The organism is Caulobacter sp. GW821-FHT10A10 (assembly GCF_059415745.1).
This window is the reverse complement of the sequence record NZ_JBWKNV010000002.1, coordinates 95799-111062: the sequence shown is the minus strand read 5'-3', so window position 1 is coordinate 111062 and position 15264 is coordinate 95799. Positions and strand designations below refer to the sequence as shown.

Annotated in this window: 12 protein-coding genes; 6 read left to right on the top strand and 6 right to left on the bottom strand. The window is 68.4% G+C overall.

Annotation, left to right across the window (positions count from 1 at the left end; translation table 11 throughout):
• Positions 1–96: 96 nt before the first annotated feature.
• Positions 97–2235, bottom strand: a complete 2139-nt coding sequence (locus AC07NS_RS05355) for a M3 family metallopeptidase (protein ID WP_494602022.1) — start codon at positions 2233–2235, stop codon at positions 97–99.
• Positions 2236–2391: 156 nt separating this feature from the next.
• Here AC07NS_RS05355 and AC07NS_RS05350 point away from each other — a divergent pair, with 156 nt between their 5' ends.
• Complete coding sequence (locus AC07NS_RS05350; protein ID WP_494602020.1) at positions 2392–3243, top strand: glutamate racemase; 852 nt, start codon at positions 2392–2394, stop codon at positions 3241–3243.
• A 234-nt stretch (positions 3244–3477) separates the two neighbouring features.
• On the top strand, positions 3478–4011 hold the full coding sequence (locus AC07NS_RS05345; protein ID WP_494602019.1) for an SRPBCC family protein: 534 nt from the start codon (positions 3478–3480) through the stop codon (positions 4009–4011).
• Between the two features lie 189 nt (positions 4012–4200).
• Here the strand turns inward: AC07NS_RS05345 and AC07NS_RS05340 are convergent, their stop codons facing one another.
• From AC07NS_RS05340 to AC07NS_RS05320, 5 genes are all read right to left on the bottom strand, one after another.
• A complete protein-coding gene (locus tag AC07NS_RS05340) occupies positions 4201–5286 on the bottom strand; it encodes a GNAT family N-acetyltransferase (RefSeq protein WP_494602017.1) in 1086 nt (361 codons plus the stop codon).
• 93 nt (positions 5287–5379) lie between these two features.
• Positions 5380–7524: a prolyl oligopeptidase family serine peptidase gene (locus AC07NS_RS05335; protein ID WP_494602016.1), complete on the bottom strand. Its 2145-nt coding sequence runs from the start codon at positions 7522–7524 to the stop codon at positions 5380–5382.
• Positions 7525–9678 (bottom strand): prolyl oligopeptidase family serine peptidase, encoded by a 2154-nt coding sequence (locus AC07NS_RS05330; RefSeq protein ID WP_494602015.1) that lies wholly within the window; start codon positions 9676–9678, stop codon positions 7525–7527.
• Positions 9679–9863: 185 nt separating this feature from the next.
• On the bottom strand, positions 9864–10640 hold the full coding sequence (locus AC07NS_RS05325) for a potassium channel family protein (protein ID WP_494602014.1): 777 nt from the start codon (positions 10638–10640) through the stop codon (positions 9864–9866).
• Complete coding sequence (locus tag AC07NS_RS05320; RefSeq protein ID WP_494602013.1) at positions 10633–11232, bottom strand: hypothetical protein; 600 nt, start codon at positions 11230–11232, stop codon at positions 10633–10635. Before AC07NS_RS05320 ends, AC07NS_RS05325 begins: the two co-directional genes overlap by 8 nt.
• 59 nt (positions 11233–11291) lie before the next feature.
• Here AC07NS_RS05320 and dapF point away from each other — a divergent pair, with 59 nt between their 5' ends.
• The 4 genes from dapF to AC07NS_RS05300 are packed head-to-tail and all read left to right on the top strand — an operon-like array spanning position 11292 to position 15263.
• The gene (gene dapF / locus AC07NS_RS05315) at positions 11292–12146 is read left to right on the top strand and encodes a diaminopimelate epimerase (protein ID WP_494602012.1); all 855 of its coding nucleotides are present in this window, start codon (positions 11292–11294) and stop codon (positions 12144–12146) included.
• The gene (locus AC07NS_RS05310; RefSeq protein WP_494602011.1) at positions 12059–12970 is read left to right on the top strand and encodes an SDR family NAD(P)-dependent oxidoreductase; all 912 of its coding nucleotides are present in this window, start codon (positions 12059–12061) and stop codon (positions 12968–12970) included. Before dapF ends, AC07NS_RS05310 begins: the two co-directional genes overlap by 88 nt.
• Positions 12967–14298 (top strand): tRNA (N(6)-L-threonylcarbamoyladenosine(37)-C(2))-methylthiotransferase MtaB, encoded by a 1332-nt coding sequence (gene mtaB / locus AC07NS_RS05305; protein ID WP_494602010.1) that lies wholly within the window; start codon positions 12967–12969, stop codon positions 14296–14298. The genes AC07NS_RS05310 and mtaB overlap by 4 nt, the downstream gene beginning before the upstream one ends.
• On the top strand, positions 14295–15263 hold the full coding sequence (locus AC07NS_RS05300; protein ID WP_494602009.1) for an endonuclease/exonuclease/phosphatase family protein: 969 nt from the start codon (positions 14295–14297) through the stop codon (positions 15261–15263). The genes mtaB and AC07NS_RS05300 overlap by 4 nt, the downstream gene beginning before the upstream one ends.
• Position 15264: the final 1 nt, after the last annotated feature.

The window sequence follows — 15264 nt, the reverse complement described above, 5'->3', positions numbered from 1 at the left end:
TCTGGGCCACCTCCCCCAGAGGGGGAGGATCTAACAAAAACGCCCCGCCCGGGTGACCGGGCGGGGCGCTCTTCATTCAGACGCTAAAGAAGGCGATCACGCCCCCGGGGGAACCGGGAAGCCGCGGTCGCGCATCAGGGCGCCGATCTTGACGTCGCGGCCGCGGAAGGCGCGGAACTGCTCGGCCGGATCGACCGAGTTGCCGCGCGACATGATCGTCTTGATCAGGCGCTGGCCGGTGGGCTTGTCGTAGAAGCCGCCCGGCGCCTCCTGGAAGGCCTCGGCGACGTCGGCGGTCAGGGTGTCGGCCCAAAGGTAGCTGTAGTAGCCGGCCGAGTAGCCGTCGCCCGAGAACACGTGACCGAACTGCGGCGTGCGGTGCCGCATGACGATCTCCTTGGGCATCTTCAGCTTGGCCAGTTCCTCGCGCTCGAACTTGTCCGGATCGATGTCGACGCCGCCCGCCAGGTGCAGCTTCATGTCGATCAGGGCGCTGGCCAGGTACTCGGTGGTGTCGAAGCCCTGGTTGAAGGTCGAGGCCTTCTTGATCTTGTCCACCAGGGCCTGCGGAATTGGCTCGCCGGTCTTGTAATGGACGCAGAACTTGTTGAGCACTTCCGGCGTCGAGAGCCAGTGCTCGTTCAGCTGGCTGGGGAACTCTACATAGTCGCGGGCGACGTTGGTGCCCGACACGGTCGGGTAGGTGACGTCGCTGTTGAGGCCGTGGATGGCGTGGCCGAACTCATGGAACAGGGTGTTGGCGTCGTCCCACGAGATCAGCACCGGCTCGCCGGGCTTGCCCTCGATGAAGTTGGAGTTGTTGGAGACGATCGTCGAGATCGGCTTCTTGAAGCGCTCCTGGTTGCGGTAGGCGTTCATCCAGGCGCCCGAGCGCTTGCCCTGGCGGGCATAGGGGTCGAAGTACCACAGGCCAACGTGCTTGCCGCCGCGCAGCACCTCGTAGACGGTCATGTCGTCCTGGTAGACGGGCAGGCCCGACACCTTCTTGAACTCGAAGCCGTAGACTTGGCCGGCGGCCCAGAACATGCCTTCGCGCAGCTTCTCCAGCTGCATGTACGGCTTCACCTCGTTCATATCGAGGTCGTACTTCGCCTTGCGGACCTTCTCGGCGTAGTAGCGGTAGTCCCAGGGCTCGATCTTGAAGCCCCCCTGGCCGTCTTTGGCTTCGGCGTCGACGATCGCCTGCATGTCGGCGACGTCCTTGGCGACCTGCTCGATCGCGGGGGTCCAGACGGCTTCCATCAGGGCCATGGCCTTGTCGGGCGTCTTGGCCATCGCGTTCTCGAGGCGCCAGTGGGCGTGGGTCTCGAAGCCCAGCAGCTTGGCGCGCTCGGCGCGCAGCTTGAGGATCTTGGAGATCAGGGCGTTGTTGTCGGTCGCGCCGCCGTTGTCGCCGCGGTTGACGAAGGCCTTCCAGACCTTCTCGCGGGTGGCGCGCACCGGCGAGTTGGTCAGGTAGGGGTCAACGCTGGAGCGCGTGTTGACGATGATGTTCTTGCCCGGGAGCTTGCGCTGCTCGGCGCTGGAGGCCGTCGCGCCCTTGATGGCGTCGGGCAGGCCGGCCAGGTCGGCCTCGGTCAGCTCGATATAGGTCTCCTCGTCGGCCAGCAGGTTCTGGCTGAACTTGGTGAAGAGGCCCGAAAGCTCGGTGTTGATGGCCGCGACCCGGGCCTTGGCGGCCGGATCCAGCTTGGCGCCCGAGCGCACGAAGTTGGTGTAGTAGATCCAGACGAGGCGCTGCTGCTCGGGCGTCAGCTTGGCCTTCTCGGGGCTGTTGTAGACCGCCTCGATGCGGGCGAAGAGCCCAGCGTTCTGGGTGATCTTGTCGCCGATCTCGGAGAACTTGGCGTCGATCGCCGGCTCGATGGCCTGGTACTCGGGCGAGCTCATGTTCGAGCCCCAGATGCCGTAGTAGCAGGCGACGTCGGCCAGGGTGCGGCCGGTGTCTTCCAGCGCCGCGATGGTGTTGGCGAAGGTCGGCTTTTCCTTGTTGGCGACGATGGCGTCGATCTCGGCCAGGTTCCTGGCCATGGCCGTGTCGACGGCCGGGGTCAGGTCGGCGACCTTCATCTTGTCGAAGGCGGGGACGCCGCCGTACGGGCCGGTCCAGGGGGCGAGCAAGGGATTGGTCTCCGCGGCGAAGGAAAGGGCGGGCGCGGCGGCGCTCGCGGCGGCGGCCGCGGCGGACGAAAGCAGGAAGGTGCGACGTTGCACGGATGGCTCTCCGTTGAGTGTGGCCGGACCCTAGGCCATGCCCGCGCGCCCGTCACATGACAGGACCGTAACCTTTTCAAAGCCGACGCCTTTTCGGCCCTTTTCCCCCATGCGGACGCATGGACGGAGGCCCTCGGCGCGGCTAATGCTCAGGCCATGACCATCGGCGTTTTCGACTCCGGCGTGGGCGGCCTCAGCGTCCACCGCGCCCTCGTGCAGCGTCTGCCCCAGGCGGACTTCGTCTACCTGGCCGACCAGGCCAACGCCCCCTATGGCGGCAAGCCGGGGGAAGAGATCGTCGACCTCACCCGGGCCGGCTGCGAGCGCCTGTTCGAGGCCGGCGCCAGCCTGGTGGTCCTGGCCTGCAACACCGCCAGCGCCATCGCCCTTCGCCGCCTGCAGCAGACCTGGCTGCCGGGCTACCGCAAGCAACTGGGCCGGCCGATCAACATCCTCGGCATCATCGTGCCGACCATCGAGGCGGCCACCGGCCTGCCCTGGGAGCACGAGGCCGAGCGCCGCGGCGACAAGGTCGAGCAGCTCGACGTGCTGGGGGTGTTCTCCACGCAGGGTACGACCAATTCCCGCGTCTACGAGATCGAGATCGACAAGCGAAAGCAGGACCTGGCGGTGTTCTCCCAGCCCTGTCCGGACCTGGTACCGATGATCGAGGCCGACGCTGGAGTGGTGGATCTGGCCAAGGCCGTCGAAGGATATGTCCAGGCGCTGAAGACCCGCATCGGCCGCTATCCCGACCGCGCCGTGCTGGGCTGCACCCATTACGAGATCATCGCCGACATCTTCCGCGCCGCCCTGCCGGCCGGCACCCCGGTGATCCACCAGCCCAAATCGACCGCCGACTCCCTGGAGCGCTACCTGGAACGCCATCCCGAGTACGACCCGGGGACGGGCGGCGGCCGGGTGTTCCTGACCACCGGCCAGCCGGGCCCGCAGAACGGCCTGGTGCAGAGCTTCTGGGGCGGCCCGCTGGTGTTCGAGAAGGCCTGACGCCTCCGTCGCATAACTCAGCCCGTCGTCCCGGAAGCGCGTAGCGCTATCCGGGACCCAGGGGACTGGGCTCTGAGGATCGATCAAGCGCCCAGGCGATGACCGACCTCGTGCGGCGGCCCCTGGGTCCCGGCTCTACGCTGCGCTTCGGCCGGGATGACGGGCAAAGGGGCGGCTTGCCTCGAAAGCCAAGCTGGCGCTTGATCCTTCGAACATCGTTTCCGGAGACGCGCCATGAAACTCGCCGCCCCCGTTCTCGCCGTTCTAACTCTGCTGGCGGCCGGCGCCGCGCGGGCCGAGGTGGTCGACGCCCAGCCGAACGGTTTCGAGACCAAGCGCGTCGTGGTCATCGCCAAACCCGCCGCCGAGGTCTGGGCGGCGCTGGTGCAGCCAGCCAAGTGGTGGAGCAGCGACCACACCTGGTCGGGCTCGGCCGCCAACCTGTCGCTGGGCGCGGCGCCGGGGGCCTGCTTCTGCGAGAAGATGCCCAATAGTGGCGCGGTGCTGCACATGACCGTCGTCAACGCCCAACCGGGCAAGCAGCTGACCCTGTTCGGCGGCCTGGGACCCCTGCAGTTCTCCGGCGCCAGCGGCCACCTGGTCTGGGCGCTGGCGGAGGCCGACGGCAAGACCACCCTGACCTGGAGCTACGACGCCGGCGGCTACATGAAGGGCGGTCTCGACAAGATCGCCCCGGTCGTCGACCAGGTGCTCGGCCAGCAGCAGGACCGGCTGAAGGCCTATCTGGAGACCGGCAAGGCTCCTTAGCTTCACGGTCCTTCCACCGATTATGCTCCGTCATTCCCGCCCTTGTGGCGGGAACCCCTGGTTCCGCTCGCACGTGAGACGCCAGCGGCGTGCTGAGCGCGCCGCCCCATCCGCCCTTGCGGCTGATGGAGGGGTTCCCGCCACAAGGGCGGGAATGACGGACGTAGAGGGGAGCGCCCTTCAGGGCCCTCAGTGCAGGCCGCGCAGCAGGTCTATGCGGCGCATCGCCTTGCCGGGCAGGGCCGACATCCGGCCCAGGGGCAGGGCTTCGGCGACCTGGCGCACGCCCCAGGCGGCCGAGCGCACGAAGGTGGCCGGCGAGGGCGCGCCGTAGAAGCCGAACACCACGGTCTGGCGGGCGTTGGAAAGCTCGCGCTTGAAGCGGTAGTCGCCGGTGCCGAGGTCCAGCCGCGTATGGGGGCCGCCGTCCATGCCCTTGAGGATGTCCTGGAACAGCAGCAGGCCGGGCGAATAGCGGTCGAACTTGGCGTTGTGGGCGATCAGCCAGCCGTGGATCGTGTGCGCCCCGCGCAGGTGCAGGTGCACGGCGGCCAGTTCGTCGCCCAGGTGCAGGGTGTAGAGCCCGCCGCCGAAGTCCGGATCGCGACGGGCGAACATGTCCTCGACCAGGCGATTGACCCAGTCGGTCTTGAAGAGGTCGGTCTGGCCGGTGGCCAGTAGCTGCTCGCGCTTCCAGGCGATCAGCTGGTCGAAGTCGGCGCGGCTTTCGGACATGGCGGCGTAGCGGGCGGGACCCACCTCGCGCTCGGCCTTGCGGCGCTTCTTGTCGATGTCCTTGAGCACGCCCACGCCCGCCGTCTTGCGGTCGGCGGCGTAGGCCTCGTAGCCGGCGGAGACGTCTACGATCCAGGAGTCGGCCTGGCCGCGGCCGTGCCGGGCCAGGGTCTCGTCGTCGGCCAGCATGTGGCAGAAGTCCAGGCGCTGGGCCTTGAGCGCGGCCAGCAGGCGGCGCGGATCGACGGCGATGTCGTGTTCGGAGACCAGGGCCTGGTAGTCGCACATCGGCGCGCCGGCCGGCATGGCCACGCCCGCCTTCACCCGCACCGGCAGGTAGGCGAGAGCCTGGCCCTCGTCGCCGCGGATCACGGCCACCTTCACGCGATCGCCCTTTTCGCCCTGGGCCGTGGCGACGGCCTTGGCCCATTGCGGCGACAGGAACGGAGAGTCGAGGCGCGGCTGCAACGCCTGGAGCGAGGTCCAGCGCGCGCTGTCCTCCGGCGAAAGCTGCAGAGCCTGGATGACGTCGATCTTCACGGGCGCCCCCCGAGCGCTGATCACGGACCTCCAGAAGGCCAGGTACCGTGATAGCGCCCAGAGATTGCGGTCCGGTTTACGGACGTTGCAGGGTCAGTCCATCAGTTTGCGGGTCAGATACGTGTACTCCAGCGCCACCCGGCGGGCGGTCTCGGCCAGGTTGGCGCTGGCCGCGTGGCCGCCGTCGACGTTCTCGTAATACAGCACCGGATAGCCCAGCGCCTCGAGCCTGGCCGCCGCCTTGCGGGCGTGGGCCGGGTGGACCCGGTCGTCCTTGGTCGAGGTCTCGATGAACACCTCGGGGTACTTCTGGCCGGCCTTGAGGTTCTGGTAGGGCGAGTACTTCTCGATCACCGCCAGCTCCGAGGGGATCTGCGGGTCGCCGTATTCGCCGATCCACGACGAGCCCGCGCCGATCTGGCTGTAGCGCACCATGTCGAACAGCGGCACCTGGATGACGATGGCGTTGTAGAGCTCGGGGCGCTGGGTCAGGGCCACGCCCATCAGCAGGCCGCCGTTCGACCCGCCCATGATCCCCAGGCGACGGGGCGAGGTGATCTTGCGAGAGATCAGGTCCTCGGAGACGGCGAAGAAGTCGTCATAGACCCGCTGGCGGTTGGCCTTCAGGCCCTGCTCGTGCCAGCCGGGACCGAACTCGCCGCCGCCGCGGATGTTGGCCACCACATAGGCGCCGCCACGCTCCAGCCACAGCTTGCCCATTGTGGGCGAGTAGCCGGGCGTCATCGAGGCCTGGAAGCCGCCGTAGGCGTAGAGCAGGGTCGGGGTCGTGCCGTCGTACTTGAGGCCCTTGGGTCGGACCAGGAAGTACGGGATCTTCGTGCCGTCCTTGCTGGTCGCCTCGAACTGCTCGACCACGTGGGTCGAGGCGTCGAACTTGGCGGGGGCGGCCTTCACCTTGTCCAGCTTGCCGGTGGCCGCGTCGGCCAGCCAGTAGGTGGTCGGCGTCAGGTAGCCGGTCACGCTGACGAAGATGCGGTCGTCCTTGTCGGAGGCCGACCCCAGTCCGACCGTCGAATTGGTCGGCAGGTCCAGCTTGGTGCGGGTCCAGGCGCCGCCCTTGAAGTCGTAGACATGGGCGCCGCCGGTGACGTTCTGGAACAGGGCCACCACCAGCCGGTCGCGCGTGGCGCTGACGCCCTCGATCGCCTCGCGGGCGGTCGGGTGCAGGATCAGCGTCGCCTTGGCGGCGTCGGGCGCGGCCTTGAACGCGGCGAGGTCGAAGGCGGCCAGGTCGCCGGTCTTCAGGCCCTGCTCGGCCCAGTCCTGCTCGACGCTGAACACCAGCTGGCCCTTGACCAGGGCCTGGATCGACGACTTCAGCGGGAAGGGCAGCTTCACCGTCCTGTCGCCGACCACCATGTGGGTCTCGGCGTTGAAGGTGTCGAGCGGACGGTTGACGAACACCGCCCGCACAACGCCGTCATGGTCGCGCAGGGCGTAGGGCGACACGCCGTAGCCGCCGTCGTCCTTGGTCCCGCGGTAGATCTCCTTGGCGGCCGACAGGGGCTGACCGCGTTTGACCAGCTTGACCACATAGGGATAGCCGGACGTCGTCACCTCGCCCGGGGTCCAGTCGGTGGCGACGATCAGGGTGTCCTTGTCGATCCAGTCGAACCGGTGCTTGCCCTCGGGCAGCTCGAAGCCGCCGGCGACGAAGGCCTTGGTCTTGACGTCGTACTCGCGCACGACCACGGCGTCCTTGCCGCCGTTCGACAGCTGGATCAGGCAATACCGGCTTTCCGGCGCCAGGCAGCTGGCGCCCTTCCAGACCCAGTTCTTGCCTTCCGCCTTGGCCAGGGCGTCGAGGTCGAGGATCGTCTCCCACTTTGGCTCGGCCGTGCGGTAGCTTTCCAGGGTGGTGGTGCGCCAGATCCCGCGCACATGGTCGGCGTCCTGCCAGTAGTTCCGCAGGTCGTGGTCGTCGATGAAGGCCACGCCCGGGATGCGGTCCTTGGCGTTGACGATCGCCAGCGCGGAGTCGTGCAGGCCCTGGTAGTGCGGGTCGCCCTGCAGGATCGGCAGGGTGCGGTCGTTCTGGGCCTTGGCCCAGTCGAGCGCCTTGGCTCCCTCGATCTCCTCCATCCAGATGTAGGGGTCGTCCTTGCCCAGCTCGGTGAGCGGGGTGCGGGCGGCCGTGTCGGCGGGAACGGGGGCGGCGTGGGCGGAAACGGTCATCAGGCTCGATGCGGCAAGGAGGGCCAGGACAAGGCTACGCATTTAGTGATCCATCAGCTGGCGCGACAGGTAGGTGTAGTGCAGCGCCCAGCGCTTGGCGTTGGCCGCCGGGTCGGCGCCGTTGGCGTGACCCCCGTCGGTGTTCTCGTAGTAGAGGTAGGGCTGGCCAAGATCGCCGAGCCGGGCCGCGAACTTGCGGGCGTGGCCGGGGTGCACCCGGTCGTCCTTGGTCGAGGTGGTGATGTAGGCCAGCGGGTATTTCACGCCCGGCTTCAGGTTCTGGTACGGGCTGTACTTCTCGATCCAGGCGCGTTCGGCCGGGATGGCCGGGTCGCCATACTCGCCGATCCACGAGGCCCCGGCCGGCAGCTGGGTGTAGCGGATCATGTCCAGCAGCGGGCTTTCAACCACCACGGCGTTCCACAGGTCGGGCCGCTGGGTCAGGGCCACGCCCATGAGCAGGCCGCCGTTCGAGCGGCCGTAGGCGCCCAGGTGACGCGGCGAGCTGACCTTGGTCGAGATCAGGTCCTCGGCCACGGCGAAGTAGTCCTCGTAAGCCCGCTGGCGGTTGGCCTTCAGGGCCGCCTCGTGCCAGGCCGGGCCGAACTCGCCGCCACCGCGGATGTTGGCCACCGCGTAGCTGCCGCCGCGCTCCAGCCAGAGTTTCCCGACCAGCGGGTCGTAGACCGGTAGCTTCGACAGCTGGAAGCCGCCGTAGGCGTGCAGCAGCGTCGGGGCCGAGCCGTCCAGCTTCGCGCCCTTCTGGCTGACCAGGAAGTAGGGGATCTTCGTGCCGTCCTTCGAGGTGGCTTCCTTCTGCTCGACCTTGAGCTTGGAGGCGTCGAAGCGGGCCGGCAGGGTCTTGACGGCGTCGGCCTTGGCGGTAGTCGCGTCGGCCAGTTTCAGCTGGGTCGGGGTGACGAAACCCTCGACCGAGTAGAACAGCTGGTCGCCGCTGTCGGCCGTCGCGACGATCGAGACGGCGGCGTTGTCGATCACCGGCAGGGCCTCGCCCTTCCAGCCCCATTCGCCCTTGTCGCTGAAGCTGGTCAGGCCGCCGCGGACGTTGTCGTAGATCACCGCCACCACGCGGTGGTCGGTCACCGCCACCTGGTCGATCGATTGGCGGGCGCCCGGCGCGAAGATCTGGCAGGGACTGCAGTCGTTGCTGACCGTGATGTCGCCGTTGGCGTCGGTCTTGATCGGGAACAGCCGGTCGGGCGCGACCGCCACCAGGGCGCCCGCGGGGAAGACCCTCTGCCGGCCGTTGGCGTAGGGCGGGGTGAACGTCCAGGGCTCTTCGACCGTCAGGATCAACTCGCCGCCGATCAGGCCCCGGATCGACGAGCGCTCGGGGATCGGCAACTGGGTCGCCTTGCCGTCCTCCAGCAGGAAGGTCTTAGTGTGGAAGAAGTCGGTGGCGCGTTCGATCAGCACCACCCGGTGTCCCTCCGCATCGCGCAGCACGTGCGGACGGGCGCTGACGTCGGCCTTTTCGCCGCGGAACACCTCGACGGCCTGATCCAGCGACTGGCCGCGCTTGAGGGTCTTCACCACCATGCCGTAGCCGCTGTCGGTGGTCGTGCCCGCGCCCCAGTCGCGGGTCAGGATCAGGGTGTCGGCGTCCAGCCAGTCGACGGTCTGCTTGCTTTCGGGCAGCAGGAAGCCGTCCTTCACGAAGCTCTTGGTGGTGAGGTCGAACTCGCGCACCTCGACAGCGTCCTTGCCGCCGTTGGACAGATTCACCAGGCAGCGGTCATGGGTCTTGGGCCGGCAGTCGGCGCCCTTCCAGATCCAGTTCTTGCCCTCGGCCTTGGCTAGGGCGTCCAGGTCGATGACCGTCTCCCACTTGGGCTCGGCCGAGCGGTAGCTTTCCAGGCTGGTGCGCCGCCAGACGCCGCGCACGTGGTCGGCGTCCTGCCAGAAGTTGAACACGGTGGTCCCGACGAAGCTGGGCGCGGCGATGCGGTCCTTGGCGGCCAGCACCTTCAGCGCCGCGTCGTGCAGGCCCTGGTAGCGCGCGTCGCCGGTCAGGATGGGCAGGGTCTTGGCGTTTTCGCCCTTCACCCAGTCGAGCGACGAGGGCGTCTCGACACCTTCCAGGGCCAGGTGGGGATCCTCCTGGGCGCGGACGGGGCCGGCGGCGAGGAGGGCGATGGCCAGGACGGCGGGCGAAACGGAGCGGAGCGTCAGCATGGCGGGGGACGTTAATGCCATTCCCGGCGCTGGCTAGGCCATTTTTGACCCTGGACAGGCTGGACCGCTCTCTCCTCCGTAAAACCCCCGCGCAACGGGGCTCAGGCTTTTTCTGAAACGCGCGGTGCTCGACGATAAAACACCTGGGTCCCCGCTTTCGCGGGGATTTCACGGAAGATCGGTCCCTAGGCCCCGTCGTCCGGTATGCACAGCAACTTGCCGCAGGCCTTGCAGTGCACCGCGTCCGGATCGTGCTTGCGCAGGCCGCAGTCGGAGCAGGGGAAGGTCACCTTGTGCGGCCGCAGGATCGACTGGATCAGCCCGATGAACAGCGACACCCCGCCCAGCATCACCGCCATCGACAGCAGCTTGCCCCAGACGCCGGGCAGGGTGACGTCGCCGTACCCCGTCGTGGTCAGGCTGGTGACGGTGAAATAGAGGGCGTCCACATAGCCGGCCACGCCCTCGTGCCGGCCGGCGAAGCTCGTATAGACGAAGCCGGTCACCACGAAGACGAAGGTCAGCAGCGACGAGGCCGCCCGGCTGATGTCCTCGATGCGGGTGTCGTCGTAGCGCCGGCCCACCGTGCGCCAGAAGAACTCGCTGTTGACCAGGGTCCACAGGCGAAGCACCCGCAGGAACCCGAAATTGAACAGCCAGGCCGGGAACAGCAGGGTGGCCAGTACGAACAGGTCGATCCAGGTGATCGGCTTCTTCAGCCAGCTCCTGATGTCGCCGTGGGCGATGGCCCGCGCCACGAGATCCACAGCCAGGAACGCCGCCACCCCGTAGTCGATGAGGTAGAAGGTGACGCCATGGTGGTGCATCAGCGGCGCGGCGATGAAGAAGGCGATGATCGCCAGGTCGATCAGGATGACGGCGTAGCGGAACCGCACCGCCGTCGGCGACGCGCCGTGATAGAGCGCTCGAAGACGGGCCCTGAGACGAAGGTCTTCAGCCATTGTCGGCGACCAGCCGTAGCGGGGTCCGCTCGCGCGCCACCGGCGCGGGCGGCGGGCCGCCGACCAGGGCCAGGGCCGTCTCGTAGCCGCCGCCGAAGTCGATCCGCGTCACCGTCGCCAGCCGTCGCGCGGCGGGCTGGGTCTCCCAGACCGCATCGGGGCCGATGTCCTGCATCCAGACCACCCCGCCTTCGATGCTGACGACCGCGCCGATGTGGCAGGCCTCCGGCGTTTCGGCTTCGGCGTGGACCGTGACGACCGGGAACAGCCGGCTCGCGGTGAGCAGGATGTCGCTGGCGCTGTTCAACGCCACGGGCGGTGTTTCGGGAAAGCTCTCGCCGCGCTTTTCGAGCGCGGTTTCGACGAATTCGGGATAGGGCGCGGGCTGCAGGTTCTTGACGTCGGACAGGCGATAGCAGCCGAAGCCGTTGAACCGGATGTGGTCGCCGACCTCGCTGAGCATCATGAAGACGGGCCCGATTCCGACCACATAGCCTTTCACCCAGCCGTCTTCGAAGCGCCGGTGAAAGCGCATCAGACGGCGCTCCTGCATGGCGCGGGTCAGCTGTTGGCGAGTATCCTTGGCCGTCATCTCACTGCGTCGTCCCGCTGCGGTGCATTTTGCACCGCTTTCCACTATATAGCGGCCTCATGAGCCGCACCTTCCTGAAGATGAACGGGCTCGGCAACGACTTCGTCGTCATCGAGACCCTCACCCAGCCGTTCGAACCCTCCGTGGAGGAGATCCGCCAGATCGCCAAACGCGGTCAGGGCGGCATCGGCTGCGACCAGGTGGTGGCCATCGATCCGCCGAAGGCCGAGGGCGCTTCGGCCTATGTGCGCTTCTGGAACGCCGACGGCGAGCCGGCCGGGGCCTGTGGCAACGGCACCCGCTGCGTGGCCTGGCTGCTGATGCAGTCGGGCGGCAAGAACGAGGTGGCCTTCGACACCGTCGCCGGACGCCTGTCGGGCGTCATGGCCGGCGACAAGCGCGTCACGGTCGACATGGGTCCGCCGCGCCTGGACTGGACCCAGATCCCGCTGTCGGAAGAGATGGACACCGCCCGGGTCGAGCTGCAGGTCGGCCCGATCGACGCTCCGTGGGTGCACACCCCGGTCTGCGTCTCGATGGGCAATCCGCACGTGGTGTTCTTCGTCGACGCCCCGGTCAGCGACGAGTTCGCCGAGAAGACCGGCAGCCTCGTGGAGCACCACCCGCTGTTCCCGGAAGGCGTCAATGTCGGCTTCGCCCACGTCGTGTCGCGCGACCACATCAAGCTGAAGGTCTGGGAACGCGGCGCTGGCCTGACGGCCGCCTGCGGCACCGGCGCCTGCGCCGCCCAGGTCGCCGCCGTGCGCCGGGGCCTGACCGATCGGGTCGCCACCGTCGAGTTCGAGAGCGGCCCGCTAGTCATCGAATGGCGCGAGGCCGACGGCCACGTGATCATGACCGGTCCGGTGGCCCTGGAATTCACCGGCAAGCTGCCCGAACTGGCCGGCGCATGAGCGAGTTGCATCCCGCCCTCGCGCCCGGCAAGACGGCCGTCGTCACCGGCGCGGCCGACGGCATCGGCCTGGCCGCGGCCAAGGCCTTCGTCGACCTCGGCCTCAACGTGGTCATGGCCGATGTCACCGGCCGCAAGCTCAAGGCAGAAGCCGAAGCCATCGGCGCCCTGGCCGTGCCGACCGACGTCGCCGACCGCGCCGCCGTCGAGGCCCTGCGCGACATCGCGATCGAGCGCTTCGGCGCCGTCGACGTGCTGATGAACAACGCCGGCGTGGGCGGCGGCGGCGACGCCTTCTCGGGCGACGACGCCTGGAAGCGCATCCTCGACGTCAACCTGTGGGGCGTGATCAACGGCGTCCAGGTGTTCGGCGAAGAGATGGCCGAGAGCGGCCGTCCCGGCCTGATCATCAACACCGGCTCCAAGCAGGGCATCACCCAGCCGCCGGGCGACACGGCCTACAACGTCTCCAAGTCGGCGGTGAAGGCCTTGACGGAAGGTCTGGCCCACACCCTGCGCGAGATCGTCGACTGCCAGGTCACCGCTCACCTGCTGATCCCCGGCTACACCTTCACCGGCATGACCAAGCGCGGCCCGGGCGGCAAGCCCGACGCGGCCTGGACGGGCGAGCAGGTCGTCCACTTCATGCTGGCCCGCATCGCCGCCGGCGACTTCTACATCCTCTGCCCGGACAACGACGTGCCGCGCGCCCTGGACGAAAAGCGCATGGCCTGGGCCATGGGCGACGTCATCGAGAACCGCCCGGCCCTGTCGCGCTGGCACGACGACTGGAAGGACGCCTTCGCGGCGTTCGTTTCCTCATGACGGTCTATACGGTCATCAAGGCCACCCCTGCCCCCAAGCCGGAAGTCGGCGAGGAGGGCGGCCCGGCCACGACGATGTCGGGCCCGGACGGCGTCGACGTCGTCACCTTCGGCTGCCGGCTGAACGCCTATGAGAGCGAGGCCATGCGCGCCCGCGCCGCCGCTGATGGTCTCTCCGACGCGGTGGTGTTCAACACCTGCGCGGTGACCAACGAGGCCGTGCGCCAGGCCCGCCAGGCGATCCGCAAGGCGCGCCGCGCCCGTCCCGGCGCGCGGATCATCGTCACCGGCTGCGCCGCCCAGATCGACCCAGCCGCCTTCGCCGCCATGCCGGAAGTCGACCTCGTGCTCGGCAACGCCGAGAAGGCCGCCCCCGGCGCCCTGACCGAGACCACGGCCCGCGTGCGGGTCAACGACATCATGTCGGTCAAGGAGACGGCCGGTCACCTGATCGACGGCCTGAAGGATCGCGCCCGGGCCTATGTCGAGGTGCAGAACGGCTGCGATCACCGCTGCACCTTCTGCATCATCCCCTATGGCCGTGGAAACTCGCGCTCGGCTCCAGCCGGCGAGGTGGTCGAGCAGGTCCGCAAGCTGGCCGCCGAGGGTTATCGCGAGGTCGTCCTGACCGGCGTCGACGTGACGTCGTGGGGCTCAGACCTGCCTGGGCAACCGACCCTGGGCCAGCTGGTTGGCCGGATCCTGCGCATGGTCCCGGACCTGCCGCGCCTGCGGCTGTCGTCGATCGACGCGGCCGAGATCGATCCTGACCTCTTGAAGCTGTTCGCCGAAGAGCCGCGGCTGATGCCGTACCTGCACCTGTCCCTGCAGGCCGGCGATGACTTGATCCTCAAGCGCATGAAGCGCCGGCACAATCGCACCGACGCGCTGAACCTGGTGGCCAGCGTGCGGGCCGTGCGTCCGGACGTGGCTTTCGGCGCCGACCTGATCGCCGGCTTCCCGACCGAGAGCGAAGAGGCCTTCGCCAACACCGTCCGCCTCGTCGAGGAGGCGGGTCTGGCCTTCCTGCACGTCTTCCCCTACAGCGCCCGCCCCGGCACGCCGGCCGCGCGGATGCCGCCGGTGAAGGGTCCGGTGATCAAGGACCGCGCTCGGCGCCTGCGCGAAGCCGGCCAGCGCGGCCTGGAGCGTCACCTCCAGGCCCAGGTCGGCCGCGTGCTGCCGGGCCTGGTCGAACGCGACGGCCTGGCCCGGGCGGAAGACTTCACCGAGATCGCCTTCACCGGCGAGGCGCCGGCCGGCCAGATCGTCGACTTCCGCGTCACCGGTCACGACGGGACCCGGGTCATCGCCGAGCGGGCGGCTTGAGACGGCTGATCACGGTCCTTGCGGCCGCTTTCGCCTTCCTGCCGATTGCCGCGCGCGCTGACGACGGGGTGAAGCTCAGCGTCATGAGCTACAACGTCGCCGGCCTGCCCTGGCCGGTGAAGGCCGGGCGCGGCGAAGCGCTGAAGAGGATCGGCGACGAGCTTGCCAAGATGCGCGCCGCCGGGACGGAGCCCGACGTCATCCTGATCCAGGAAGGCTTCCGCAAGGAGATCGGCGACCTGATCGACCGCTCCGGCTACCCCTACGTGGCTCGCGGCCCGAAGAAGGGCCAGCGGGACGCCAGCCTGTGGCCCAAGGGCCAGAAGCCCGACTATCGCCGCGTCGCCTACCGCCGCAAGGGCGAGGGCCTGGGCAAGTGGGGGTCCAGCGGCCTTTGGGTGCTGAGCAACTTCCCGATCGAGGACGTGAAGTCCCACGCCTATCACTACTGCGCGGGCCTGGACTGCCTGGCCAACAAGGGCGTGATGCTGGTGACGCTGAACGTGCCGGGCCTGCCGACCCCGGTCGAGATCGCCAACACCCATCTCAATTCCAAGGGCGCCTCGCGCGTGCCCCGCTCGCGCAACCGCATGGCCCACCACCTGCAGGCCGACGAACTGAAGATGTTCATGCGCGAGGACCGCACGCCGGGCGCGCCACTGATCGTCGGCGGCGACTTCAACGTCATGCACGCGCCCGACCGCTTCGATTATGTGATGGCCGACTATCCGTTCGAGGTGGTCAGCCGCTGGTGCCACGCTTTGCCGGGCGCCTGCGACACCCAGATCTCCTACGACGGCGACGCCCCCTGGCTCGACACCCAGGACCTGATCGGCTTTCTCGACGGGACGCGGGTGCAGGTCACGCCGGTCAAGGTCGAGGCCACCTTCGACGGGGCCAGCGAGCCGGTGCTGTCGGATCACGATGGCTATCGGGTGACCTTCCGGCTGGCACCCAAGAGATAGT